The organism is Lysobacter antibioticus HS124, from assembly GCF_000336385.2.
In the GTDB taxonomy this organism is placed as follows: Bacteria; Pseudomonadota; Gammaproteobacteria; order Xanthomonadales; family Xanthomonadaceae; genus Lysobacter; species Lysobacter firmicutimachus.
In genome coordinates this window covers 1-23,893 of the sequence record NZ_HG424448.1, presented here as the reverse complement: position 1 = coordinate 23,893, position 23,893 = coordinate 1, and the positions used below count along the sequence as shown (strand labels likewise).

Genomic DNA, 23,893 nt, shown 5'->3' with positions numbered 1-23,893 from the left:
GGAATTTTCGACTATCCGCACAGTTTGGCCAACAGGGTCGCCTGGGCCGAATGCGGCATGGCGCCGTCTTCGGGGACGATCCGGCTGTAGCGACCGTCGGCGCCGAGCTGCCAGGCGTTGAGGTTGTCGCTCAAATAATTGGCCAGCGCCTCCTCGTAGACCCGCGCGCGCAGGTCCGAATCCAGGATCGGGAAACCGGTCTCGATGCGCCGCAGCAGGTTGCGCTCCAGCCAGTCGGCGCTGGAGCAGAACAGGTCCGGCGCGCCGTCGTTGGCGAACCAGTAGACCCGGTGGTGTTCGAGGAAGCGGCCGACGATCGAGCGCACCCGGATGTTGTCGGACACGCCTTCCACGCCGGGGCGCAGGGTGCAGGCGCCTCGCACGATCAGGTCGATCTGGACCCCGGCCTGCGAGGCCTGGTAGAGGGCGCGGATCACCTGCGGCTCGTTCAAAGCGTTCATCTTGGCGACGATCCGCGCCGGCTTGCCGGCGCGAGCGTGCTTGGTCTCGCGGTCGATGCGCTTGAGCACCCCGGCGTGCAGGGTGAACGGCGACTGCAGCAGGCACTTGAGCTTGAGCGACGGCGCCAGGCCGGACAGTTGCTGGAAGATCAGATGGACGTCGTTGCCGATGTCGGGGTCGGCGGTGATCAGGCCGAAGTCGGTGTAGGCGCGCGCGGTGCCGCTGTGGTAGTTGCCGGTGCCCAGATGCACGTAGCGTTTGAGCTTGCGGCCCTCGCGGCGCACGATCAGCAGCATCTTGGCGTGGGTCTTGTAGCCGACCACGCCGTACACCACCTGCACGCCGGCTTCCTGCAGCCGGTCGGCCAGGCCCAGGTTGGCCTCTTCGTCGAAGCGCGCGCGCAGCTCGACCACCACGGTGACGTCCTTGCCGTTGCGCGCGGCCTGCACCAACTGCTCGACGATCGGCGAGTCCTTGCCGGCGCGGTACAGGGTCTGCTTGATCGCCAGCACGTTCGGGTCTTCGGCGGCCTGGCGGATCAGCTCCAGCACCGGCGCGAACGAGTCGAAAGGATGGTGCAGCAGCAGGTCGCCGTCGGCGACGGTGTCGAAGATGCTGTCGATGCCGGCCGGCACGCGCTGCTGGTAGGAGGGGAACTTCAGTTCCGGGCGCTGGACCAGGTCGTAGACCTGGATCACTCGGTTGAGGTTGACCGGGCCGTTGATGCGGTAGACCGCGTTCTCGGGCAGGTCGAAATTCTCCAGCAGCGTGCGCACGATCGGTTTCGGGCACTGCTCGGCGATCTCCAGCCGCACCGCGCGCAGATAGCCGCGGCCGATCAGCTCGTCGCGCAGGGCCAGGGCGATGTTGTCGACTTCTTCCTCGTCGACCAGCAGCTCGGAGTTGCGGGTGACGCGGAACTGGTAGGCGCCCTTGACCTCCATGCCCGGGAACAGCTCGTCGACGAAGGTCGACAGCACCGAGGACAGGAACACGAAGTCGTGCTTGCCGCCGGACACGTTCTCCGGCATCTGGATGATGCGCGGCAGCGAGCGCGGCGCGCGCACGATGGCCAGGTTGCCGGCGCGTCCGAACGCGTCCTTGCCCTTGAGCACGACGACGATGTTGAGCGACTTGTTGAGGATCTTCGGGAACGGGTGCGCCGGGTCCAGGCCCAGCGGCGACAGCACCGGCATGATCTCGTCGCGGAAATAGGCGCGCAGCCAGCGGGTCTGGCGCGCGTTCCAGGAGTTGCGGCCGAGCACGCGCACGCCGGCGTCGCTCAGCGCCGGGCGCAGCACGTCGTTCCAGCACTCGTACTGCGACTTGACCAGCTCGGCGGCGCGCTCGTGGATGCGCGACAGCACGGTTTGCGGCGCCAGTCCGTCCGGGCCCGGCGCCAGGCCGAGGTCCTGGGCGTGGCGCAGGGTGCCGGCGCGGATCTCGAAGAACTCGTCGAGGTTGGTGCAGGAGATGCACAGGTACTTCAGCCGCTCCAGCAGCGGCACCTGCGGGTCCTGGGCCTGGGCCAGGACGCGGAAGTTGAAGTCCAGCTGCGACAGCTCGCGGTTGAAGTACAGCGCGCTGTCGCGCAGCGGATCGGTATCCAGCGGTGTTTCCGTCATCGCGTTCATGGCGCTACAGCGGCGGTCCTAGGGCAGTGCTTCGGGAAGAGTATCGGAATAGCCGTCGTAGGCGTCGCGGCGGCGGATGCGGTCGGGACCGAAGTGGCAGGCGAAGGTGCTGCCGCGGCCGACTTCGCTGGCGATCTCCAGCCGCGCCTGGTGCAGGTGCAGCACGTGCTTGACGATCGACAGGCCCAGGCCGGTGCCGCCGCTTTCGCGCGAACGGCTGGTGGAAACGCGGTAGAAGCGCTCGGTGATGCGCGGCAGGTGCGCGGCCGGAATGCCGTAGCCGCTGTCGACCACCTCCAGCACGGCGCCGCGCGCCAGGCCTTCGTTTTCGGGGCGGAAGCGGATGCGGATGGTGCCGCCGGCCGGGGTATAGCGGATCGCATTGCTGACCAGGTTGGAGAAGGCGCTGTGCAGTTCCTTGTTGGAGCCGAACAGGTCGATCCCGGCCAGGTCGTCCATCGCGATCTCGTGCCGGCCCTGGCTCAGCGCGTTGGCTTCGCGCTTGAGCGTGGCCAGCATCGAGGCCATCGCCACGGTTTCTTCGGCGATCAGGCCGTCCTGCGATTCCAGCCGCGACAGGGTCAGCAGGTCTTCGACCAGCTGGGTCATGCGCTGCGACTGGCGTTGCATCTCGGCCAGCATCGGCGCCCAGTCCGGGTGTTCCTCCGGATCGAGCATGTCCAGATAGCCGTGGACCACGGTCAGCGGCGTGCGCAGCTCGTGCGAGACGTTGGCGACGAAGTCGCGGCGCATCTGTTCCAGCTGCAGCAGCCGGCTGACGTCGCGCGCGACCAGCAGCCACAGGTTCTCGGAGTAGGGGATCAGGCGCAGGCTCAGGGTGATCGCCGGGTTCCACGGCGAGGCCGCCTCCAGCGGCTCGGCGTTGCGCCCGGAGGCCAGCCAGTGCGCGAGCTGCAGCGGTTGCAGGCGCTGCACCACCGGCGCGCCGATGTCGCGCGGGTAACGCAGGCCGAACAGGCCGTTGGCGGCTTCGTTGAACCACTGGATGCGCTGGCTGTTGCGCTCGACCACCACGATCGCGTCGGGCATCGCCGCTGCGGCTGCGCGGTAGGCGCGCAGCATCTCGATCAGGCGGCGCTTGCGTCCGCGCATCTCGGCCTGGCTGCGGTGCAGCAGGCGGTCGAGTTCGTTCCAGATGCCTTCGCCCAGCGGTGGGGTCAGGCGCTGGCGCGCGGTGAGGCGGATCAGCACCCGGCGCAGGCGCCAGTAATGCCAGGCGACCACGCCCAGGGCGGCGGCGGTGACCACCGGCCAGGGATAGCCGATCAGAACGCCGAGTATGGCCGCGGCGACCAGGATCAGCGCGAGCTGACCCAGGGTGCGGAACCAGGCGGAGCGTGCGCGGGGCGGCATACCCCCAGCTTACGCGGCGAGCGAGGCGGAAAAACGGTACCCGGCGCCGCGAACGGTCTGGACCATGCCGTCCAGGTGGTGCGGTTCCAGGGTCTTGCGCAGCCGGCGGATGTGCACGTCGACGGTGCGTTCCTCGACGTAGACGCTGCCGCCCCAGACGTGGTCGAGCAGTTGGGTGCGCGAATAGACCCGCTCGGGGTGGGTCATGAAGAAATGCAGCAGGCGGTACTCGGTCGGGCCGATCTGCACCGGCTGGTCGCCGCCGCCGACCTGGGCGAACACGCGGTGCGCGGCGCCGTCGATGCGCAGCGGGCCGACGCCGACGCTGCCGTCCTCGTCGTCCTCGCGCGAGCGGCGCAGCACGGCGCGGATCCGCGCCAGCAGCTCGCGCGCCGAGAAGGGCTTGACCACGTAGTCGTCGACGCCGGCTTCGAGCCCGCCGACGCGGTCGTTCTCCTCGCCGCGCGCGGTCAGCATGATGATCGGGATCTCGCGGGTCAGCGACTCCTTGCGCCAGCGCCGGGCCAGTTCCAGGCCGCTGGTGCCGGGCAGCATCCAGTCGAGCAGGATCAGGTCCGGCACGCGGTCGGCGATGGCCGCCTGGGCCTCGCGGGCATCGCCGGCATGGACCGGCTCGTACTCGCCCTTGCGCAGGGCGAAGGACACCATGTCGCGGATGGCGGGTTCGTCTTCGACTATCAGGATGCGCTTCTGCACACGGTCACCGGGGGAGGCAGGGGAGGGCCTTGAAACCGCGTCAGTACACTACCGTTTTATGACTGCTCCGTGACATGGGACGGGCGGTCTTGAGCGGACTGTAACCGCAGACGCGGCCCCCTGGGCAGGCCGGCAAAGCCCCAGGCGGCGGGGCTTGTGCGGTGCAGGCGGCTGTTTCGCCGGCGATGCCTGCGCGATCGGCGACGCTCGAGTTTGGCCGCCAGATGACATGGGCATGGCAGCCGACCGTGTGCCGATGGCAGCCGTCGCGAGAGTCCGGCCCGCAGCGCGGCGTTTTACTGGCGCCGCAGGTCCTCGTCGCGCACGCCCTGGCGACGCAGTTCCAGCACCGCCGGGGTGATCGCGGCGATGCGCGCCTCGATCCGGGCGCGGGCGTAGTAGTCCAGGTCCGGCTTGCGCTTGAGGTTGTTGAGCTGGACCAGGGCCTGCTCCGGCCGGCCGCGCAGGTAGGCGGCCTCGGCATAGGCCTCGCCGGCGCGGATCGCGTCGCCGGCGATCTCGCAGGCCCGGGCGAAGGTCTGCTGCAACAGCGGGTCTTCGCCGCCGCCGCCGAGCAAGGGGCGCAGCACGGCCTGGGCGCGCTGGCCGGCGGCCGGGGTATTGCGGTCGGTCAGGACCTTGGCATAGCCCAGCGCGACCGCACGGTTGTTCGGGGTCTGGCGCAGCATGGCCTCGAAGCGGGTGTCGGCGGCGGCGGTCTTGCCGGCCTGGGCCTCGGCTTCGGCCAGGGCCAGGTTCAGCCACATCTGCCCCGGGTGCTTGCGCACCAGCGTCTCCAGCGCGGGCAGCGCCGCGCCGGGCTGGTTGCTGCGCATCTGCGCCAGGGCCTGGCCGTACGCCTGGGCGTCGCTGCGCGTGCCCAGGCGCTCGTACTCGCGCACCGCGTCGCGCGGCGAGCCGGCGCTGAGCACGCGGATGCGTTCGCGGGCGAAATCGAACACGCCGGTGCCGCCGGCGGTCAGGGCCTGATCGCTGATGCGGATGCCGTTGGGCAGCAGCGGGTTGTCGCTGCTGTCGGGCAGGCTGAAAGGCGTCTTGGGAATGCGTTCGACCCGGGTCGCGTCCGGGGTGGTCGTGATCGCGGTGACGCTGTTCTTGGCGGCGATCTGCTCGGCGCGTTCCTTGGCTTCGCTGATGCGGGTGGTGGTGACCGGGTGGGTCATCAGATAGTCCGGCGTTTCGCCGTACCAGTTGGCCTTGTTGCTGCGCGAGACCAATTGCATGCGGGCGAAGAAGTCGGCCATCGCGGTGGTGTCGTAGTGACTGCGCGACAGGGTCTGGATGCCGATCCGGTCGGCCTCGGACTCGTTGGAGCGGGTGTAGTTGATCTGCCGCTGCTGCATCAGGCCCATGCCCGAGCTGACCGCGGCCATGGTCGCGTCGTCGCTGGAATTGCCGCCGGCGGCCTGGGCGGCGACGATCGCGCCGAGCATCGCCAGCAGGATCGGCAACTGGTCGCGCTGGGCGCGCTCGACCCCGCGCAGCACGTGCTGCTGGGTGACGTGGGCGATCTCGTGCGATAGCACCGCGGCGACTTCGTCCTCGCGCTCGGCGGTCAGGACCAGGCCGGAGTTGACCCCGATGTAGCCGCCCAGGGTGGCGAAGGCGTTGATTTGGCGCTCGCGCAGCATGAAGAAGTTGAACGGCTGGCGCGGCTTGTCGCTGTTGGCGGCCAGGCGCGTGCCCAGGGTCTCCAGCCAGCTGTCGATCAGCGGGTCTTCCAGCAGGTAGTCGTAATGGCGCAGCTGGGCCAGCATCATCGCGCCGTACTGGCGCTGCTTGGCCGGCGTCAGCAGTTCGCCGGCCGAGGAGCCGATGTCCGGCAGCTTGGATTCCTGCGCCTGCGCGCAGAGGCTGCCGATGGCGAGGGTGACGGCGGCGGTGAGCAGGGCGATGCGGCGCAAGCGGTGGGTCCTCGGGCCGGCGGAGCCGGTCGGCTGGGCGCGGCGGCGCGGTTTCGCGCGCGCGCGGCGGATGCATGGCAGGATGCCGCCCGGATCGGCGGGCGGCGTGAATACGTCGTTAACTGTCGGTGCATTCATTTCCGCGGCGTCGGCATCGTGGCGTCGACGTCCGGGCGGCGGCCGGCGCGGCTCGCGGCCGCGCCGGGCCCTGTTCCGGACGCCGGCGTATCGAATGCCGGTGGAGTGCGTTCCGCCGGCGAACTTTAAACTTATCGACGCTACGCCCATATTCCGACCGCAATCGCATCCCAGAGTTCAGGCAGGAGAACCGTTTTGACCGACACCGCCCCCACGACGCCCGAGATCGTCATCTACACCACCGCGATCTGCCCGTACTGCGTCGCCGCCAAGAACTTCCTCAAGAGCAAGGGCCAGCAGTGGACCGAGGTCCGGATCGATCTGGAACCGGGCGAGCGCGAGAAGATGATCGCGCGCACCCAGCGCACCAGCGTGCCGCAGATCTTCATCGGCCAGACCCACGTCGGCGGTTACGACGACATGATCGCGCTGCACCGCGCCGGCGGCCTGGAGCCGTTGCTGGCCGGCTGAGCGGGCGCCCGGGCGGCAGCGCCGCCTGTGCCCGCGAACGACCGGCCAGGGACGGACCGGGCCCGATCCGCGGCCGGGCAAGCCGCGCCAAGGACGGCAAGCGCGCAAACGCATCCTCCGCGCGCCGCTCCTCCCTCCGTAGCCTCTCCAATCCAAGGACCTCGCGTGAGCCATTCCCCCGCCGACGACGGCGCCTCGTCGCAAAAAGACCGCGTCGCCGAATTCACCGCGTTCCGCAAGCGCATGAACGAGCGCATCCTGGCCGAACCCAACCAGGTCGTACGCCGTTTCTTCGCCCTCGACACCCAGACCTACCAGGCCGGCGCGCTGGACGTGAAGACCAAGGAACTGCTGGGCTTGGTGGCGTCGCTGGTGCTGCGCTGCGACGACTGCATCAGCTACCACGTCGCCCAGTGCAAGGAGGCGGGCGTCAACCGCGATGAGATGTTCGAGACCTTCTCGGTCGGCCTGGTGGTCGGCGGCTCGATCGTGATCCCGCACCTGCGTCGCGCGGTCGACTTCCTCGACCAGCTCGAACAGGGCGAGGCCCAGGCCCCGGCCGGCCACGACCACGGCTGAGTCTACTCAGCGCGGCGCAAGCCCTCTGTAGGAGCGGCGTGAGCCGCGACCCCGGAGCCCGGTGCCTCCGTTTCGCGACGGCGGGACCGGGCTTTCGTGTCTTGAGGGGGCGCGAGACTGGCGCCGTGCCGCAGGGCGGCCGCCTGCGCCGGCCGTCGCGCCAGCGCGGTCGCGGCTTGTGACCGGAGGGAATCCCTGTGGGACGCCGCCCCCACCCCGGAGCGCGAGCCCCGGGAACGCCCGGCTTGGCCGAATCGGTCCGCTGGACCCGGCACGGGGCCATCCGGCCTGGGTCCAGTACGGCCGCGAATGCAGGGCGGGGCCGCTTCCGGCATAATTGTGCGGTTAACACTTTCGTTTCGTGCGCCGCGCCACAGCGCCGCGCGCCCTACCGCTGGAAGAACTGCTCTCATGACGCAAACGATTACGGTCATCCGTGGCGACGGCATCGGCCCGGAGATCATGGACGCGACTTTGCACGTGCTCGACGCGATGAACGTCGGCCTGTCCTACGAGTTCGCCGACGCCGGCCTGGTCGCGCTGGAAAAGCACGGCGAACTGCTGCCGCAGGCGACCCTGGACTCGATCCGCACCCACCGCATCGCGCTGAAGAGCCCGCTGACCACCCCGGTCGGCGAAGGCTTCAGCTCGATCAACGTCGAACTGCGCAAGCGCTTCGACCTGTACGCCAACGTGCGTCCGGCCAAGTCGTTCCCGAACACCAAGTCGCGCTTCCCCTCGGGCGTGGACCTGATCACCGTGCGCGAGAACACCGAAGGCGCGTACATCGGCGAAGGCCAGTCGCTGTCGGAAGACGGCGAGACGGCGATGCTGACCCAGAAGATCACCCGCCGCGGCTCCGAGCGCATCGTCCGCTACGCCTTCGACCTGGCCCGCAAGACCGGCCGCAAGAAGGTCACCGTGGTGCACAAGGCCAACATCCTGAAGTCGACCTCGGGCCTGTTCCTGAAGACCGCGCGCGAAGTGGCGCAGCAGTACCCGGACATCCAGTGCAACGAGATGATCGTGGACAACACCTGCATGCAGCTGGTGATGCGTCCGGAGCAGTTCGACATCATCGTCACCACCAACCTGTTCGGCGACATCATCTCCGACCTGTGCGCCGGTCTGGTCGGCGGCCTGGGCCTGGCCCCGGGCGCCAACATCGGCACCGACGCGGCGATCTTCGAAGCCGTGCACGGCTCGGCTCCGGACATCGCCGGCAAGGGCATCGCCAACCCCTGCGCGCTGCTGCTCGGCGCGGCGCAGATGCTCGACCACCTGGGCCAGCCGGAAAAGGCGACCAAGCTGCGCGAAGCCATCGTCGCCACCCTGGAAGCCAAGGATTCGCTGACCCCGGACCTGGGCGGCGAAGGCAACACGATGTCGTTCGCCAAGGCCATCGCCAGCCGCGCCACGGCCTGAGCGATACCGCTGCGATCGATCGACGACGGGGCGCCTTCGGGCGCCCCGTTCGTTTTGCGGCGCACCGCACGCTTGCACGCGGCGCGCGGCGCTAGGCTCCTGCGGCGAGAATTCCGGCAGGACGCCGTCGCCTGCCCGAAGGGGGCCGCGCGCGCATCGATGTCCGCCACCGCTGGGGAGCGGCGGCGGCCCCGCATACCGGCGGTCAGGTTCGCATCGAGGAACGTCATGAAGATCAGGAAGATGAAGGGGAAGGCGATCGCATTCGCGGCGATCGCGTTGATCGGCGCCGCCGGCACCGTCGCGGCGATTCCGCCGCGCGGTACCTGCACCGCGGAAAACCAGGGGCAGCGGATCAAGGAATACGGACCCAACGGCACCTCGCGCATCTACCAATGCGAGGACGGGGTGTGGCTGCTGTACGCGATCTGCGATTACCGCGGTTGCACCATCGTGATCTGATCGATCCCGGCATGAGTCCGGCAGGACGCCGCCGACTGCCGGCCGCGCCGCCGATGCGCGCCTATGGCGCCGCATCGCGCGCGTTGTCCCGGCGGCACCTTGCATGCATTGAGGCATCCATGAAGATCAGGAAGATGAAGGGCAGGGCGATCGCGTTCGCGGCGATCGTGTTGATGAGCGCCGCCGGCACCGTCGCCGCGATCCCGGCGCCGGGCACCTGCACGGCCGCCAACCAGGGGCAGCGGGTGACGGAGCGTGCGCACGACGGCAGCTCGCGGATTTACCTGTGCGACGAAGGCGTGTGGCAGACCTATGCGATCTGCGACCGCTACGGCCGCTGCATCATCGTGATCTGAGCGGGCGTGGCGCCGCCGTGGGCCGTCCAGTGGACGACGGCCTCGCGCCGGCCGGCCATCGCGTTATCGACGGGGCGCCTGCGGGCGCCCCGTTTTCGTTGGTGCGCTGCCCTCATCCCCCTGCGGGCCCCTTCTCCCGCAAGCGGGAGGAGGGAAGAGCGGCCGGGAAGGAGGAGAGGGGATAGGTGGAAGGGAAAGGGGGAGGATGGGAGGGGGAAGGGGGCAACATAGCCGCGTAGCGCTCCCTCTCCCGCTTGCGGAAAAGGATTGGGGCGAGGGCGGATCAAGCGCGGCAGACCCAGCCGCCGGCTCCGCCGGCAACGAATATCCCCAGCCTCGGCCCGCCCCCGAATCCCGAATTCCGAATCCCGAATCCCGAATCCCGAATCCCGAATCCCAGCTTTCCACCCCCAGCACTCGACATCCGTGATGCTGCGCTGCAAAATCGCCAAGTTTTCTAATCCATTCGGATGAAGCGATGAATGAATCGTCCCGCCCTGGCGCGCCGTTGTCCCCGAGCGCGCTGGCGCTGAGCCCGCTGCTGGTGTTCCTGGCCCTGTTCTTCGGCGCCGGGCTGTACTTCACCGCGCACGGCGATGCGATGGGCTTCTACCAGCTGCATGCGCCGGTGGCGATCCTGCCGGCGCTGGCGCTGGCCGCGTTCATCGCCTGGCGGCGCGGGATCAAGCCGCTGGAGACCCTGCTGCAGGGCATGGGCGACCACAACGTGGTGCTGATGTGCCTGATCTTCCTGCTCGCCGGCGGCTTCGTCGAAGTGTCCAAGGCGATCGGCGCGGTCGACGCCATCGTGGCGCTGGGCGTCGGCAACGTACACCCGGCGTTGCTGCTGCCGGCGCTGTTCGTGGTCGCCGGCTTCATCTCGATGTCGCTGGGCACCTCGATGGGCACCATCGCCGCGGTCGCGCCGATCGCGCTGGGCGTGTCCGACGCTTCCGGCCTGGACCGCGCGCTGGTGCTGGGCGCGGTGATCGGCGGCGCCACCTTCGGCGACAACCTGTCGGTGATCTCCGACACCGCGATCGTCGCCAGCCGCACCCAGGGCTGCACCATGCGCGAGAAGTTCCGCGAGAACTTCAAGCTGGCGCTGCCGGCGGCGCTGGCCACCCTGGTGCTGCTCGGCTTCCTCGGCGAGACCGCGCCGGTCGACACGCCCGATCCGGTCTCGCCCTGGTTGATCCTGCCCTACCTGATCGTGCTCGGCCTGGCCATCGCCGGCATCGACGTGATCATCGTGCTCAGCCTGGGGTTGGTCGTGGCCGGCCTGTTCGGCGTGTTCTTCGCCGAGGACTTCGGCTTCGCCGCCTACACCAGCCACATCTGGGACGGCTTCGAGAGCATGGTCGAGATCACCCTGCTGTCGTTGCTGGTCGGCGGCCTGGGCGCGCTGATGAAGGCCGCCGGCGGGCTGGCCTGGCTGGCGCAGACGATCGGCAAGTTCGCCCGCGGCCACCGCAGCCGCCGCGCCGGCGAAATCAGCATCGCCGCGCTGTCGGCGACCACCGACGTGTTCACCGCCAACAACACGGTCGCGATCCTGATCAGCGGCGGCCTGGCCCGCGATGTCGCCCAGCAGCACGGCGTGCCGCCGGCGCGCGCGGCCAGCGTGCTCGACATCTTCGCCTGCGTGACCCAGGGCGTGCTGCCCTACGGCGCGCAGATCCTGCTCGCCGCGTCCTTGAGCAAGGTCTCGCCGCTGCAACTGGTCGGCAACGTCCACTACAGCTGGCTGCTCGGCGGCATCACCCTGGTCGCTATGCTGTGGCCTTCGCGCAAGCGCACGGCCGAGGCGGCGGTGGGCTGAACCCAGCGACACGCAGGACGATCGGCCCGATTTGTCCGCGATGCAGCCCGGCTTTGGCCGGGCTGCTTGCGTTGGGACGCGGAGCAGGCGCACAGGCGCACGCCGCCTTGCCGCGATGCGGATTCAGTCCTGCGTGCGCCCGGGGGCGTCGATCAGCAGCGCCTGGCCGGGCTTGAGCACGGCCTTGGCGGTCAGGCCGTTGCGCTGCAGCAGGTCGGCGACGCGGATGCGGTAGCGCTTGGCGATGCTCCAGGCGTTGTCGCCGCGGCCGACGGTGTGGCGGCGCGGGGCCTTGGGCTCGCGCGGCGCGGCGACGTCTTCGTCGACCGACGCCTCGGTGCGCGCGGTTTCGGCCGCGACGGCCGGGCCCGATGACAGGGCGCCCTCGACGACCGCGAGGTCGGCCGCGACCGGCCCCGGCGTGCCGACCGCCGGCGCCGCCACCGCCAGCAGCGGCGCGCGCTTGCCGCCGGCACGGGCGATGCGGCCGTCGCGGAAGGCCGGGTTCAGGCGCAGCAACTGCGCGGCGTTCTGGCCGGTGCGCGCGGCCCACTCGCCGATGCTGTCGACGTCGGAGGGCACCTCCACCGCATCCAGTCGCGGCACCGGCCGGTCCAGCGCGGCCAGCCACTCGTCGCGGTCGTCGGCTTGTTCCATCAGGCAAGACAGGGCGTGCAGCTTGCGCACGTAGGACGTGGTGATGTCGGACAGGCCGCTGAGGCGGTCGTGACGGGTCTGGGCGATCGGCGTGCCGGCGCGCTTGACCGCATTGAGCACGCGGTATTCGCCGGCGTTGTAGGCCATCACCGTCAGCCGCCAGTCGCCGCCGAACATGCCATGCAGGGTCTTGAGGTAGCGCACCGCGGCGCGGGTCGATTCGACCGGCGACAGGCGGCCGTCGTAGCCCTCGCGCATCGGCACGCGGTGGTTGCGCGCGGTCATCGCGATCATCTGCCACAGCCCGGCCGGGCCGGCGGCGCTGCGCGCGCCGGGGCGGTAGCCGCTTTCGACGAACGGAATCAGCGCGTACTCGGTCGGCAGGCCGGCCTCGCGCAGGGCGTCGACCACGTAGCCGAACAGCGGCAGCAGGTCGTCGTCGGAGGCGGCCAGGCGCTTGGGCGCAGTGGCGAAATGCTGGCGCCAGCGGCTGCTGGCTCCGGGTTCGCAGCTCGGGTCGGCCAACCCTTCGCGGAAGCGGCGATAGATCTCGCGGCCGTTGCGGGTCGCGGCTGCGGGCTCGTCGACGGCGGTCGCGGGCTTGGCGGTCGCAGGCGGTTCGGCGAAGGCCGCGGTGGCACCGCCCAGGCCGAGCGAGCAGGCCAGGGCCGCGCCCAGCAGCCGGCGGCGAGCGCCGCGCGCAGCGACGGCGTTCACGCCTGGAACCCGTCTTTCCAACGCCGCAGCTCGGCGAAGGCTTCGACCTCGTCGGCCGGCGCGCGGCCCAGGCGGGCGGTCAGGCTGCGCAGCACGGAAGCCTCGCGGCTGCGCAGGAAGGGGTTGGTCGCGCGTTCCTCGCCGAGCGAACTGGGAACCGAGGGACGTCCGGCGTTGCGCATGCTCTGGGCCTGTTCGATGCGGCGCGACAGCGCCGGATTGTCGGGTTCGACCACGCGCGCGAAAGCGCCGTTGGCCAGGGTGTATTCGTGTCCGCAGCAGACCCGGGTGTCGTCCGGCAGGGCCGCCAGCCGGGTCAGCGAGCTCAGCATCTGTGCGGCGGTACCTTCGAACAGCCGGCCGCAGCCCAGGCTGAACAAGGTGTCGCCGCTGAACAGCAGGCGTTGGCCGCCGTTGCCGCTGCGATCCAGGTAATAAGCCACGTGGCTGCGGGTATGGCCCGGTACCGCCAGGACCTGCAAGGTCCAGCCGGCGACATGCACCCGGATGCCGTCGTCGACCCGCACCGTGGCGTCGCCGATGCGCTCATCGTCGGGGGCGAATACCGGCAGACCCGGCCAGCGCTCGCGCAGCGCGGCGGTGCCGCCGATGTGGTCGTTGTGGTGGTGGGTCAGCAAGATTCCGACCGGGCGCAGGCCGTTCGCGGCCGCGGCCAGCACCGGCGCGGCGTCGCCCGGGTCGACGATCAGCGCGGTCTCGTCGTCGCTGCCGCACAGGGCCCAGATGTAGTTGTCGCTGAGGGCGGGCAGGGCGAGCAGCCGCATCGTCGGTCTCCTGGCGAACGCCGGCGCCGGATCGCCGGCGGGGCTGGGGCTCGGCTTGCCTGGCCGGCGCGGGAGGCGCACAGTCCGGGCGTAGCGGTCGCCGCGGTCCGGGAACGGCCTGGGCCGGTCGCCGGGTCGGGTTTGCGGGACAGGCGGCGCGCTGTCGCCGACGGTTCCGCCGCCGGCGGTAGTGTCACGGCGATCTGCGACCCTGGCGGCGCCCCGGTTCCGTCCGGAAGCCGCCTCCGGCGCAGCGGCGCTTCCCCGCCGGCTCCGCCCCGTCCCTGCGAGACGCGAACATGCCCGCCCTGTCCCACGGCCGTCAACCCGAGACCGACTCCGCCAGCGCCCTGCACTGGTTCGGCGAGGTCGCCGGTCAGGGGCTGCTCGAGGTCGAGGCGGCGGCGATGAGCCGGGTCCTGGCGGCCAGTCCGGCCTTGCCCTGGGCCTGGTTCGGACTGCCCGCGGCTTCGCCGCCGCGCGGGCGCGGGGTGGTCCTGCGCCGCAGCCGGCTCGGTTTCGACGGCGCGGTCCGCTGCCGCCTGCCGCTGCCCCTGGCCAGCGAGGCCTTCGGCGCGGTCCTGCTGCAGCACGTGTTCGACGACGGGGTCGACCCGCGGCCGCTGCTGAGCGAATGCGCGCGCATCCTGGCCCCCGGCGGGCGACTGTGGCTGGCGACCCTGAACCCCTGGAGCCCGTACCGTCTGCGCTGGGCGCGCAGCGGCCTGGCCGCGCGCGATGCCGGCCACTGGCAGGCGATGCTGCGCGTGTCCGGCTTCGCCGCCGATTCGGTCAGCCTGCAATGGCTGGGGCCGCGCTGGCGGGTCGCGCACGGCGACGCCGGGGTGGCCGCGGCCGACGTGTTCCGCGCCGGGGTCGCGCTGAGCCTGACCAAGCGCGTGCACGCGGCGATTCCGCCGGCGCGGCTGCAAGTGCTGCGTTGGCAGGGCAGCGGCGGTTTGATTCCGCGCGCGCAGCGTGGCTCGACCCGGGGCGCGCAACGGCGATAATGTCCGGCTGCCGTTCAAGAGAAGCCGTTGCGTGAGCCAAACCAGTACGGGCGTCGAAAAGACCGTCGAGATCAACACCGATGGCGCCTGCCTCGGCAACCCCGGGCCCGGCGGCTGGGCCGCCTTGCTGCGTTACAAGGGCCGCGAGCGCGAGCTGTCCGGCGGCGAGCCGGACACCACCAACAACCGCATGGAGCTGATGGGCGCGATCATGGCCCTGGAAGCGCTCAACGAGCCGTGCCGGGTGGTGCTGACCACCGACTCGCAGTACGTGCGCCAGGGCATCACCCAGTGGATCAACAACTGGGTGCGCAAGGGCTGGAAGACCGCCGGCGGCGACCCGGTCAAGAACCGCGACCTGTGGGAGCGCCTGCACGCGGCGACCCTGCGCCATTCGATCGAGTGGAAGTGGGTCAAGGGCCATTCCGGCGACCCGGACAACGAGCGCGTGGACACCCTGGCGCGCGTGCAGGCGGAACGGCTGCGGCCCTACCGACCGTAATGCACTGACGAGAATCCGCGAAGACCGGCAGCGGCGCACAGGCGCCTGGCACGCGACCAGGCCGCCCGGCATCGTGTCGGCCGCCGCGCGCTCCTTCCACGCATCTGAGACAATCCCCCCATGCGCCAAATCATCCTGGACACCGAAACCACCGGCCTGAGCTGGGAACGCGGCAACCGCGTGGTCGAAATCGGTTGCGTCGAGTTCATCGAGCGCCGCCCGACCGGCCGCACGTATCACCAGTACATCAAGCCCGATTGCGAGTTCGAGGCCGGCGCGCAGGAAGTGACCGGCCTGTCGCTGGAACGGCTGGCCAACGAGCCGCCGATGGAAGCGGTGGTCGAGGAATTCCTGGCCTTCATCCAGGGCGCCGAGCTGATCATCCACAACGCGGCCTTCGACGTCGGCTTCCTCAACAACGAGCTGTCGATCTGCGGCGCTCAGTACGGCAAGCTCGCCGACCACGTCAGCAACATCGAAGACTCGCTGCTGCTGGCGCGGCAGCGCTTCCCCGGCCAGCGCAACTCGCTCGACGCGCTGTGCAAGCGCCTGGGCGTGGACAACTCGCACCGTCAGCTGCATGGCGCGCTGCTCGACGCCCAGATCCTGGGCGAGGTCTACATCGCCCTGACCTCGGGGCAGGAAGAGATCGGCTTCGGCGACACCGCCGTGGCGACGCAGAACGCCCAGGTCAGCCTCCAGGTCGACCTCGGCGCGGCGCGGCCGCGGGTGGTGGTGCATGCGGACGAACTGGCCGCGCATCGCGTGCGGCTGGAGAAGCTGCGCAAGAAGGCCGGCAAGTGCGTGTGGGACCAGGTCCTGCCGGAGCCGGCGCTGGAAGCGGCCGAGGCCTGAGCGCGGGCCGCGCCCACGATGCAACGCGCCGGCAGGCGGCGCGTTTTGGATTTTTTTGAAAATCATTCGATTTTCGCGGCCCGTCTAAAGACGTCCAATCGCCTGCGGCGCCGCTTCAGTGGCTGCGCACCAGCACCACGGTGACGTTGTCCGAGCCGCCGCCGTCCAGCGCCGCGGCGACCAGGGAGTCGACGCACTCCTGCGCGCTGCAGTCGTTGTGCGCCAGCACCCGGGCGATGCTGCGGTCGTCGACCTCCTCGGTCAGGCCGTCGCTGCACAGCAGCAACTGCATGCCCGAGCGCAGCTCGCCGGTCATGGTCTCGACGTTGAGATTGCGCGGGTCGGTCACGCCCAGGGCCTGGGTCACCACGTTGCGGTGCGGATGGCTGCGCGCCTGTTCGTGGGTGATCGCGCCGTTGGCGATCAGCTCCTGCACATAGCTGTGGTCTTGCGACAACTGGGCCAGGTGGCCGTCGCGCCACAGATACACCCGGCTGTCGCCGACCCAGGCCACTTCGAAGCGGTTGCCGGCGATGCGCGCGGCGACCACCGTGGTGCCCATCGGCAGGGCTTCGTTGCGCCGCCGCGACATGCGGATGATCTCTTCGTCGGCGATCCGGATCGCCTGCGCCAGGGCGGTGCCGTTGCGCACCTCGCGCACGATCACCTCGCGCGCGAGCGCGCTGGCGACCTCGCCGTACTCGTGGCCGCCCATGCCGTCGGCGACCAGCCACAGCCCGAGTTCGCTGTCACCGTAGTAGGTGTCTTCGTTGAGTTCGCGGCGCAGGCCGACGTGCGTGAGGTGTCCGAATTCGATCATCTGCCGGTCGTGCCGTTCGCGTCCGTCGTGTGCGCCAATGCAATGAACGGAATCATCGCGGTCCAGCGGCCGCGTAGCAAGAAAGCGTGATCCCTGCACGGCTTCATGCACGAGGGCGGATGAAGGCCGTGTATGCGTTGAGGATCGACGTCGCCCGCTCGCGCGCGTGAACCGGCGTTGCGTGCGACGTGATCGTGTCCGCAGCCTGGCCTGCGTCGGCCCAACCGAGGATGAAGCCTGCGCCGCCGCCGTGCCGGACTCGGCGACGCGCTGTCGCCGCCGTGGCCGGGCGCGTCGCCGGAAAAACAAAACGGGCCCCGAAGGACCCGTCGTGTTGCGTATCTGGCGGAGAGGGGGGGATTCGAACCCCCGGTACGCTATAAACGTACGCCTGATTTCGAGTCAGGTACAATCAACCGCTCTGCCACCTCTCCGGGTGCGTGCGAGCCGAGAATGATACGGGCTGCCGCGCCCGCCGACAAGCGGTTCGTGCCGGAGCCTCCGGCGGCCCTTGGCGCCGCGGGCTACACTAGCCGCCCCTACGGCAATGAACGGCTGCGCGACATGTCCGAAATCCTGGTCCCGGTGTCCTTTGGCGAACTGCTCGACAAGATCGCGATCCTGCAGATCAAGTCCGAGCGCATGACCGACGAGGCCAAGCTGGTCAACGTGCGCAACGAGCTGACCGCGCTGGAGAAGACCTGGATGGCGCACCCGGCCGCCGGCCACGACATCGTCCGCCTGCGCGCCGACCTCAAGGCGGTCAACGAGCGCCTGTGGGTAATCGAGGACGACATCCGGATCAAGGAAAAGCGCCAGGAATTCGACGCCGAGTTCATCCGCCTGGCGCGTTCGGTCTACGTCGAGAACGACGAGCGCGCGCGGGTCAAGAAGCAGATCAACCTGGCCCTGGGCTCGACCTACGTCGAAGAGAAGTCCTACCAGGACTACGGCACCGGCCCGATCGGCTGAAGTCCGCGCCGCGGGCGTACCCGCAGGCTAGTGGCGGCGCGGGTCCAGCGCCGCCTCGTACAGGCGTTGCTGCAGGCTGGCCGGGTGGGTGGCCGCGTCCGGCCAGACCGGCTCGCCGCGACCGCGCGCCGGCGCGACGATGCCCAGCCCGGCGAACAGCCGGGCGAGCTCGCCCAGCGCCGCGGGATCGCCGCGGCCGAGATCGCCCAGCAGGGCCTCGATCAGGTGCCGGCCCGGCAGCAGTTCGAAGCGTCCTTCGGCGTCCAGCTTGACGATCGGCGCTTCGTGCAGCGAACGCTGCTCCGGGCCGTGCCAATAGCCGATCACTTCGCCCTCGTCGTTCTCGATCACGAAGCTGATGTAGGCGCTGACGCCTTCGATCGCGGCATGATGGGCGCGCACCGCCGGGTCGGCGAGGTCGCTGCGGCTCAAATACCCCTCCGGATCGAGCAGGGCCGGCTGGTAGTCGCGATCGATCACCGTGCAACCCAGTTCGGCGAGCAGATGCAGCAAGGGCGGATGCTGGCGCTGCCACAGACGCAGCAGCGCCTCCAGGTCGGCGGGCAGGGAACCGGGCGGCGGCGCGTGGAAATCGGCGAAGGCGGCCGAAGCCATGGGGGGCATCTCGGTGGGATCGGTTCAACGTCGCATCGGACCGTGTCGGCCAGGCGACGCCGCACTTCCATTAACGCAAAACCGAGCGGATTCAGGCCGCGCCCACGGCCCGGGTGGGGCGTGTCGGGCTGATCGGCGGCCCGTCCGATGCCCCCCCCCAGACCGCCCCAGACCGGGGCGAGCGGGCTGGCCTCGACGTGGAGGGGCGCACCGGTGCCGAGCAGAAGCCGGGCCGAACTCGGCCAGGTTCCCGGCCGCCCGGGAGGGATAACGCTCGCCGGTCCAGGTCGTCTCATCGAGCTCGGCGATTTCCCGGTCCAGGGCCTTGGCCCGTCCGGGGGCGTCCCTGGTCAAGTATCCGCGCCGGGCCTGCGCTGCGCCGAACAGCCCGGTCTTGCCCGTCATCCAGTGCCCGGCGGTGGCTTAACGCTCGCGCGCGACCACGAGCGGCGCCGGATGCCACTGACTCAAGCAAGCTCGTGTCGACCCGGCCGGTCGCGCCTCGGTGGTCCCAGAAGCACCGGTAGTCGTGGCGCCGGCCGGCGGCCGGCAAACGTTCCGGCGGCGCCGGCGGCGTATCGGCCGCGGTCGCCGGGCTCATGCGCCGGCGGCGGGGTGGTCGGCGCGATAGCGCTCGAACGCGGCGATGCCGTCCTCGACCGTGATCAGGTCCATCACCCCGGCGTGCTCGATCTTGCGGCCCCAGCCGATCTCCGCCGCGGGCTTGCCGAGGTACTTGCGCGCGGCGTCGTCGTAGCGGTCGGCGCAGTAGCGGCGGTCGCTGTAGGGCCCGCTGCGCGCCGGGTTGCTGGCCGCGTGCAGGCCCAACACCTTGGTGCCCATCGCGTTGGCGATGTGCATCGGTCCGGAGTCGGGAGTCATCAGCAGGTGGCCGCGTTCGAGCAGGGCCGGCAGTTGCTTGAGCGTGTCCTTGCCGACCAGATCCAAGGCCGGATGGCGCATGGCGGCGAGGATGGCGTCGGCGGTGTCGCGTTCGAGCTGGCTGCGGCCGCCGCACAGCACCACCCGCCAGCCCTGGCCGGCGGCGTGGTCGGCGACCGCGGCGTAGCGTTCGCTGCGCCAATTGCGCAGGACATGGCTGGAGCAGGGCGAAATCAGCAAGGTCGGCACGCCGTCCTGCGGCCATTGCGCGCGCGCCCATTCGCGCGCCTCGTCGGGCACCGGCAAGTCCCAGCGCACCTCGGTCTGGCGCAGGCCGAGCGGCTCGCAGAAGCTGCCGATCGCGTCGAGCACGTGGATGCCGGGCCGGTCGGCGATGCGTTCGTTGACGAACAGGCCGTGCAGGTCCTTGGAGCGCGAGCGGTCGTAGCCGATCCTGCGCCGGGCCGGGACGAAGGCCGACAGCAGGTTGGCGCGCGCGGCCACCTGCATCTGCAGCAGCGCCTCGAAGCGCCCGCCGGGCAGTTCGCGCTGGCGCAGCGCGCGGCGGACCGCGCGCATCCCGGCCAAGCCGGTCTTCTTGTCGTATTCGACGAACTCGACCCCCTCCAGGCCGTCGAGCAGGCGTCGCTCGCCCTTGCCGATCAGCCACACGATCGAGGCCTGCGGCCGCGCCGCGCGCAGGGTGTGGACCAGCGGCACGACATGGGTCACGTCGCCCAGCGCCGACAGGCGCAGCAGGCACAGGGAAGGCGAAGAACTGAGAGGCGATTGGGTCACGTGCTTGTTAGACTCGGACGGATGACGGGTTATGACGCCGCCGAGGGACTGACGCCGTACCGCGACGACAGCGGTTACGGTGCGATTCTGTTCGACCGCGAGCGGGTGCAGCAAGCGCAGCCGGAGTGGTTCTCGCCCGCGCATTGGGGCGCCAAGGCGCAGCCGGTCGACAGCGGCGGCCGCGGCGGGGCCTGGTTCGTGGATGCGCCGTTCGGTCAGGTGGTGCTGCGGCGCTACCTGCGCGGCGGCCTGGTCGCGCGTTTCAACCGCGATCGCTATTGGTGGCGCGGTGCGCACCGAACCCGCAGTTTCGCCGAGTTCCGCCTGACCCGCGAGGTCGCGCGCAAGGGTCTGCCGGTGCCGATGCCGGTCGCCGCCTGGTACCGGCGCGACGGGCTGCACTATTACGCGGCGATCCTGATCGAGCGCCTGGGCGACGTGCGTTCGCTGGCCGACCGCGCCGCGGTGGCCGGCGACGGCGCGCCCTGGGAAGAGGCCGGCCGATTGATCGCGCGCTGCCATCGCGCCGGGCTCGACCACGCCGACCTCAACGCCACCAACTTGCTGTTCGACAGCGGCGGCCGCGGCTGGGTCATCGATCTGGACCGCGGCGCGATCCGCATCCCGGCCACGGCCTGGCGCGAGCGCAATCTGGCCCGGCTGCTGCGCTCGCTGCTCAAGCTGCGCGGCGCGCGCACGCCGGCCGAGGTCGAACGCGATTTCGCCCGACTGCGCACGGCCTATGACCGCGCCTGGGAACGTGGTTACTGAAAGAGTGATCGGTCAAAGGCGAGGGTGGGCATGAGTTGGCGGTTGCGTCTGCACGGCGTCGGCAATGCGTCGGCGGTGGAATTGGGGTCGGCGATGGCGACGCTGGAGCGCGACGGCGAGCCGTGGCTGACCGTCGACTGCGGCGGCGAGGGGCTGACCGCCTATCTGGCCCACTACGGCCGGATGCCCGAGGCGCTGTTCGTCACCCACACCCACCTCGATCACGTCGCCGGCTTCGAGCGCCTGTTCGTCGCCCATTACTTCGACCCGCAGCGGCGCGGCAAGGTGCGCCTGTACGTGCCGGCGCCGGTGGTGCCGCTGCTGCACCAGCGTGTGGCCGACTATCCCAACGTGCTGGCCGAGGGCGGGGTGAACTTCTGGGACGCGTTCCAGCTGGTCCCGGTCAGCGGCCATTTCTGGCACGACGGCCAGCGCCTGGAAGTGTTCGCCACCCGCCATCACTGGCCCGACAGCGCCTTCGGCCTGCGCCTGCGCGGCAGTGCGATCTGGACCGGCGATACCCGGCCGATCCCCGAGGTGCTGGCCAAGTACGCCGATGCCGGCGAGCTGATCGCCCACGACTGCGCCCTGCACGGCAATCCCTCGCACAGCGGCATCGAGGACCTGGAGCGCGAGTACCCGCGCGAATTGCTGAACCGCTGCGTCCTGTACCACTACGGCAGCCGCGAAGAAGGCGACGCGCTGGCCGCGCGGGGGTATCGTGTGGGGAGGCCGGGCGAGGTGATCGATCTGGCCGAGCCCCTCGAGACCCAGGTGCCGTCCTAGGTGAATGCCGTTGCCGCGCAGGAACTTGCCGCACGGGCCGCTGGCGCAGCGGCGCCGGCGCTGCCGCTCGACCGGCTCGGGCGGCCGCTGCGCGACTTGCGCCTGTCGGTCATCGACGCCTGCAATTTCCGCTGCCCGTATTGCATGCCCGCCGAACGGGTCGGCGACGACTACGGCCTGGACGCGGCCGGGCGGCTGAGTTTCGACCAGATCGAAACCCTGGTGCGCGGCTTCGTCCGCGTCGGCGTGCGCAAGCTGCGCCTGACCGGCGGCGAGCCCTTGCTGCGCAAGCGCCTGCCCGAGCTGATCGCGCGCCTGGCGGCGATTCCCGGCCTGGACGATCTGGCCCTGACCACCAACGGCTCGTTGCTGGCGCGGCACGCGCGGGCGTTGCGCGAAGCCGGCCTGCGCCGTCTCACCGTCAGCCTGGACGCGCTCGATCCGGATTTGTTCCGGCGCCTGTCCGGCGGCCGCGGCGAGGTCGCCGACGTGCTCGCCGGCCTCGACGCCGCGCACGCCGCTGGGTTCGGGGCGATCAAGCTCAACTGCGTGGTCCAGCGCGGAGTCAACGAAGACCAGGTGCTGCCCCTGGTGGAACGCTTCCGCGCCGGCGGCGACGTGCTGCGTTTCATCGAATACATGGACGTCGGCAATTGCAACGGCTGGAGCCAGGCCGGGGTAGTGCCGTCGCAAGCGTTGCGCGACCGCATCCATGCGCGCTGGCCGCTGCGCGCGCTCGACGCCAACTATCGCGGCGAGGTCGCCTCGCGCTACGGCTTCGCCGACGGCGCCGGCGAGATCGGTTTCGTGTCTTCGATCAGCGCGCCGTTCTGCGGCGACTGCCACCGCGCCCGGGTGTCCGCCGACGGGCGTCTGTACACCTGCCTGTTCGCTGCCGAGGGCAGCGACCTGCGCCCGCCGCTGGCCCAGGGCGAGGACGCCTTCGCCGCCCATCTGGCCGAGCTGTGGTCGCGACGCGGCGACCGCTATAGCGAATTGCGCGCCGCCGATGCGCCGCGCCCTCGCCGGCACGTGGAAATGTTCCTGATCGGCGGTTGAGCGCAGCCGGAGGCTTGTCGTGTCCATAGCGCGCACCCGACAGCGTCCCGACGGGACCGCGACCGCCGTCGCGGCGGTCCCGGCCACGCCCGCCGGGCGCTTGGGCGCGCTCGGATTCGTGCACTGGCCGGGTGCGGTGTCGGCCGCCTGCGTGGCGCAGGCGGGCGCGCAGGCCGATCCCGCTGCGCAGGCGATGGACGAAGACGACGCCGGCACGCGCGATCTGCTCGCCCATCCGGCGTGCGCGGCGCTGGTGGCGCCGCTGCGGCGGAGGCTGGCCGGGGTCGGCGCGCTGGATCGCGATGCCGTCGCGGTGCAATGCACTCTGTTCCGCAAGAGCGGCGCGCGCAATTGGAAGGTCGGCTGGCATCAGGATCTGTGCGTGCCGGTCGCCGGCCGGGTGGAGTGCGCGCAGTTGAGCGGCTGGTCGCGCAAGCAGGGCGTCGATTTCGTCCAGCCTCCTGCGGAGTTGCTGGAGCGCCTGACGATCGTGCGCCTGCATCTGGACCCGTGCGAAAGCGACGACGGCCCGTTGCGCGTGGTGCCGGCCTCGCATCGTCACGGCCGCTTGGGCATGGCGCAGGCCCGGGCATTGCGCGCCCGTTCCGGCGAGGTCGAGTGCAGCGCGCAGCCCGGCGATCTGCTTATCATGCGTCCGTTGTTGCTGCACGCCTCGTCCAAGGCGGCCCGGCCGCAAGGGCGGCGGCGCGTGCTGCATTTTCTGTTCGGACCGCGCGAGCCGGGGTACGGACTTCGCTGGAGTATGACGATTTGAGCGCCGAGCCCACCCTGACCCACATCGACCGCGACGGCCGCCCGGCGATGGTCGACGTGTCCGCCAAGGCGGCCACCGCGCGCGAGGCGACGGCGCGCTGCCGGGTGACGTTTCCGGCCGCGGTCGCGGCGCAATTGCGCGCCAGCGGCCTGCGCAGCAAGAAAGGTGCGGTGATCGACACCGCGATCGTCGCCGGCACGATCGCGGTCAAGCGCACCCACGAACTGATTCCGTTCTGCCATCCGCTGCCGATCGATGGCTGCCGCATCGCCATCGACTGGGACGGCGAGCGCAGCCTGGCGATCGACTGCGCGGTGCGCACCGTGCATCGCACCGGGGTCGAGATGGAAGCGCTGACCGGCGCCACGGTCGCGGCGCTGACCGTGTACGACATGTGCAAGGCCTTGTCGCACGCGATCGTGCTCGGACCGGCGCGCCTGCTCGGCAAGCGCGGCGGCAAGCGCGATTTCGGCCGCAGCGGATTCGACGGCGACGCGACTGCGGCGGCCGCGCAATCGCGGCGG

The 23,893-nt window shown here is 70.5% G+C and carries 24 protein-coding genes and 1 tRNA gene; 15 read left to right on the top strand and 10 right to left on the bottom strand.

Annotated elements, in window-relative coordinates; translation table 11 throughout:
• Positions 1 to 11: 11 nt before the first annotated feature.
• The 4 genes from ppk1 to TX83_RS01955 all read right to left on the bottom strand — a co-directional run bounded on the left by ppk1 (position 12) and on the right by TX83_RS01955 (position 6,112).
• Positions 12 to 2,096 carry a polyphosphate kinase 1 gene (gene ppk1 / locus TX83_RS01970; protein WP_064746239.1) on the bottom strand — a complete coding sequence of 695 codons (2,085 nt, stop codon included), beginning with the start codon at positions 2,094 to 2,096 and terminating at the stop codon, positions 12 to 14.
• A gap of 18 nt (positions 2,097 to 2,114) precedes the next feature.
• Positions 2,115 to 3,470: a phosphate regulon sensor histidine kinase PhoR gene (gene phoR / locus TX83_RS01965; protein WP_064746238.1), complete on the bottom strand. Its 1,356-nt coding sequence runs from the start codon at positions 3,468 to 3,470 to the stop codon at positions 2,115 to 2,117.
• Between the two features lie 9 nt (positions 3,471 to 3,479).
• A complete protein-coding gene (gene phoB / locus TX83_RS01960) occupies positions 3,480 to 4,187 on the bottom strand; it encodes a phosphate regulon transcriptional regulator PhoB (protein ID WP_064746237.1) in 708 nt (235 codons plus the stop codon).
• 296 nt (positions 4,188 to 4,483) lie between these two features.
• Entirely contained in the window at positions 4,484 to 6,112 is a 1,629-nt protein-coding gene (locus TX83_RS01955) for a M48 family metalloprotease (RefSeq protein WP_064746298.1), read from the bottom strand.
• A gap of 333 nt (positions 6,113 to 6,445) precedes the next feature.
• Between TX83_RS01955 and grxC the strand changes: the two genes are divergently transcribed.
• The 6 genes from grxC (at position 6,446) to TX83_RS01925 (ending at position 11,365) form a co-directional block, all read left to right on the top strand.
• Positions 6,446 to 6,721 (top strand): glutaredoxin 3, encoded by a 276-nt coding sequence (grxC, locus tag TX83_RS01950; protein ID WP_087960655.1) that lies wholly within the window; start codon positions 6,446 to 6,448, stop codon positions 6,719 to 6,721.
• 243 nt (positions 6,722 to 6,964) lie between these two features.
• Positions 6,965 to 7,300 (top strand): carboxymuconolactone decarboxylase family protein, encoded by a 336-nt coding sequence (locus TX83_RS01945; RefSeq protein ID WP_261369980.1) that lies wholly within the window; start codon positions 6,965 to 6,967, stop codon positions 7,298 to 7,300.
• A 411-nt stretch (positions 7,301 to 7,711) separates the two neighbouring features.
• Entirely contained in the window at positions 7,712 to 8,725 is a 1,014-nt protein-coding gene (locus TX83_RS01940) for an isocitrate dehydrogenase (protein ID WP_064746234.1), read from the top strand.
• A 228-nt stretch (positions 8,726 to 8,953) separates the two neighbouring features.
• A complete protein-coding gene (locus TX83_RS01935; protein ID WP_064746233.1) occupies positions 8,954 to 9,187 on the top strand; it encodes a hypothetical protein in 234 nt (77 codons plus the stop codon).
• 119 nt (positions 9,188 to 9,306) lie between these two features.
• Positions 9,307 to 9,543 carry a hypothetical protein gene (locus TX83_RS01930; RefSeq protein ID WP_064746232.1) on the top strand — a complete coding sequence of 79 codons (237 nt, stop codon included), beginning with the start codon at positions 9,307 to 9,309 and terminating at the stop codon, positions 9,541 to 9,543.
• A 478-nt stretch (positions 9,544 to 10,021) separates the two neighbouring features.
• The gene (locus TX83_RS01925) at positions 10,022 to 11,365 is read left to right on the top strand and encodes a Na+/H+ antiporter NhaC family protein (RefSeq protein ID WP_064746231.1); all 1,344 of its coding nucleotides are present in this window, start codon (positions 10,022 to 10,024) and stop codon (positions 11,363 to 11,365) included.
• A gap of 123 nt (positions 11,366 to 11,488) precedes the next feature.
• Here the strand turns inward: TX83_RS01925 and TX83_RS01920 are convergent, their stop codons facing one another.
• Together TX83_RS01920 and gloB are read right to left on the bottom strand one after the other, a co-directional pair.
• Complete coding sequence (locus TX83_RS01920) at positions 11,489 to 12,739, bottom strand: lytic transglycosylase domain-containing protein (RefSeq protein WP_064746230.1); 1,251 nt, start codon at positions 12,737 to 12,739, stop codon at positions 11,489 to 11,491.
• Positions 12,736 to 13,524, bottom strand: a complete 789-nt coding sequence (gene gloB, locus TX83_RS01915; protein ID WP_064746229.1) for a hydroxyacylglutathione hydrolase — start codon at positions 13,522 to 13,524, stop codon at positions 12,736 to 12,738. Before gloB ends, TX83_RS01920 begins: the two co-directional genes overlap by 4 nt.
• A 299-nt stretch (positions 13,525 to 13,823) precedes the next feature.
• On the opposite strand from gloB, the gene TX83_RS01910 reads away from it, so the two are divergent.
• The 3 genes from TX83_RS01910 (at position 13,824) to dnaQ (ending at position 15,891) form a co-directional block, all read left to right on the top strand.
• A complete protein-coding gene (locus TX83_RS01910; RefSeq protein WP_064746228.1) occupies positions 13,824 to 14,534 on the top strand; it encodes a methyltransferase domain-containing protein in 711 nt (236 codons plus the stop codon).
• Positions 14,535 to 14,565: 31 nt separating this feature from the next.
• The gene (gene rnhA, locus TX83_RS01905) at positions 14,566 to 15,036 is read left to right on the top strand and encodes a ribonuclease HI (RefSeq protein ID WP_064746227.1); all 471 of its coding nucleotides are present in this window, start codon (positions 14,566 to 14,568) and stop codon (positions 15,034 to 15,036) included.
• 120 nt (positions 15,037 to 15,156) lie between these two features.
• Complete coding sequence (gene dnaQ, locus TX83_RS01900) at positions 15,157 to 15,891, top strand: DNA polymerase III subunit epsilon (protein WP_064746226.1); 735 nt, start codon at positions 15,157 to 15,159, stop codon at positions 15,889 to 15,891.
• Positions 15,892 to 16,006: 115 nt separating this feature from the next.
• Here dnaQ and TX83_RS01895 read toward each other — a convergent pair whose 3' ends face one another.
• Together TX83_RS01895 and TX83_RS01890 are read right to left on the bottom strand one after the other, a co-directional pair.
• Complete coding sequence (locus TX83_RS01895) at positions 16,007 to 16,711, bottom strand: PP2C family protein-serine/threonine phosphatase (RefSeq protein WP_064746225.1); 705 nt, start codon at positions 16,709 to 16,711, stop codon at positions 16,007 to 16,009.
• 343 nt (positions 16,712 to 17,054) lie between these two features.
• Positions 17,055 to 17,145 (bottom strand) — tRNA-Ser (locus TX83_RS01890).
• A gap of 130 nt (positions 17,146 to 17,275) precedes the next feature.
• Between TX83_RS01890 and TX83_RS01885 the strand changes: the two genes are divergently transcribed.
• Entirely contained in the window at positions 17,276 to 17,683 is a 408-nt protein-coding gene (locus tag TX83_RS01885; RefSeq protein ID WP_064746297.1) for a DUF6165 family protein, read from the top strand.
• 27 nt (positions 17,684 to 17,710) lie between these two features.
• On the opposite strand, the gene TX83_RS01880 is transcribed toward TX83_RS01885, so the two are convergent.
• Positions 17,711 to 18,298: a hypothetical protein gene (locus TX83_RS01880; RefSeq protein ID WP_064746224.1), complete on the bottom strand. Its 588-nt coding sequence runs from the start codon at positions 18,296 to 18,298 to the stop codon at positions 17,711 to 17,713.
• Between the two features lie 597 nt (positions 18,299 to 18,895).
• Positions 18,896 to 19,978, bottom strand: a complete 1,083-nt coding sequence (locus tag TX83_RS01875; protein WP_186442492.1) for a glycosyltransferase family 9 protein — start codon at positions 19,976 to 19,978, stop codon at positions 18,896 to 18,898.
• Between the two features lie 21 nt (positions 19,979 to 19,999).
• On the opposite strand from TX83_RS01875, the gene TX83_RS01870 reads away from it, so the two are divergent.
• The 5 genes from TX83_RS01870 to moaC all read left to right on the top strand — a co-directional run.
• A complete protein-coding gene (locus tag TX83_RS01870) occupies positions 20,000 to 20,749 on the top strand; it encodes a 3-deoxy-D-manno-octulosonic acid kinase (RefSeq protein WP_064746223.1) in 750 nt (249 codons plus the stop codon).
• Between the two features lie 30 nt (positions 20,750 to 20,779).
• Positions 20,780 to 21,535 (top strand): MBL fold metallo-hydrolase, encoded by a 756-nt coding sequence (locus TX83_RS01865; protein WP_064746222.1) that lies wholly within the window; start codon positions 20,780 to 20,782, stop codon positions 21,533 to 21,535.
• Between the two features lie 60 nt (positions 21,536 to 21,595).
• A complete protein-coding gene (gene moaA, locus TX83_RS01860; protein ID WP_064746295.1) occupies positions 21,596 to 22,594 on the top strand; it encodes a GTP 3',8-cyclase MoaA in 999 nt (332 codons plus the stop codon).
• A gap of 19 nt (positions 22,595 to 22,613) precedes the next feature.
• Complete coding sequence (locus TX83_RS23625; RefSeq protein ID WP_222423703.1) at positions 22,614 to 23,369, top strand: phytanoyl-CoA dioxygenase family protein; 756 nt, start codon at positions 22,614 to 22,616, stop codon at positions 23,367 to 23,369.
• Positions 23,366 to 23,893, top strand: a 528-nt coding sequence (moaC, locus tag TX83_RS23620; protein ID WP_261369978.1) for a cyclic pyranopterin monophosphate synthase MoaC, incomplete at its 3' end; no start/stop codon positions are given. The genes TX83_RS23625 and moaC, both read left to right, overlap by 4 nt.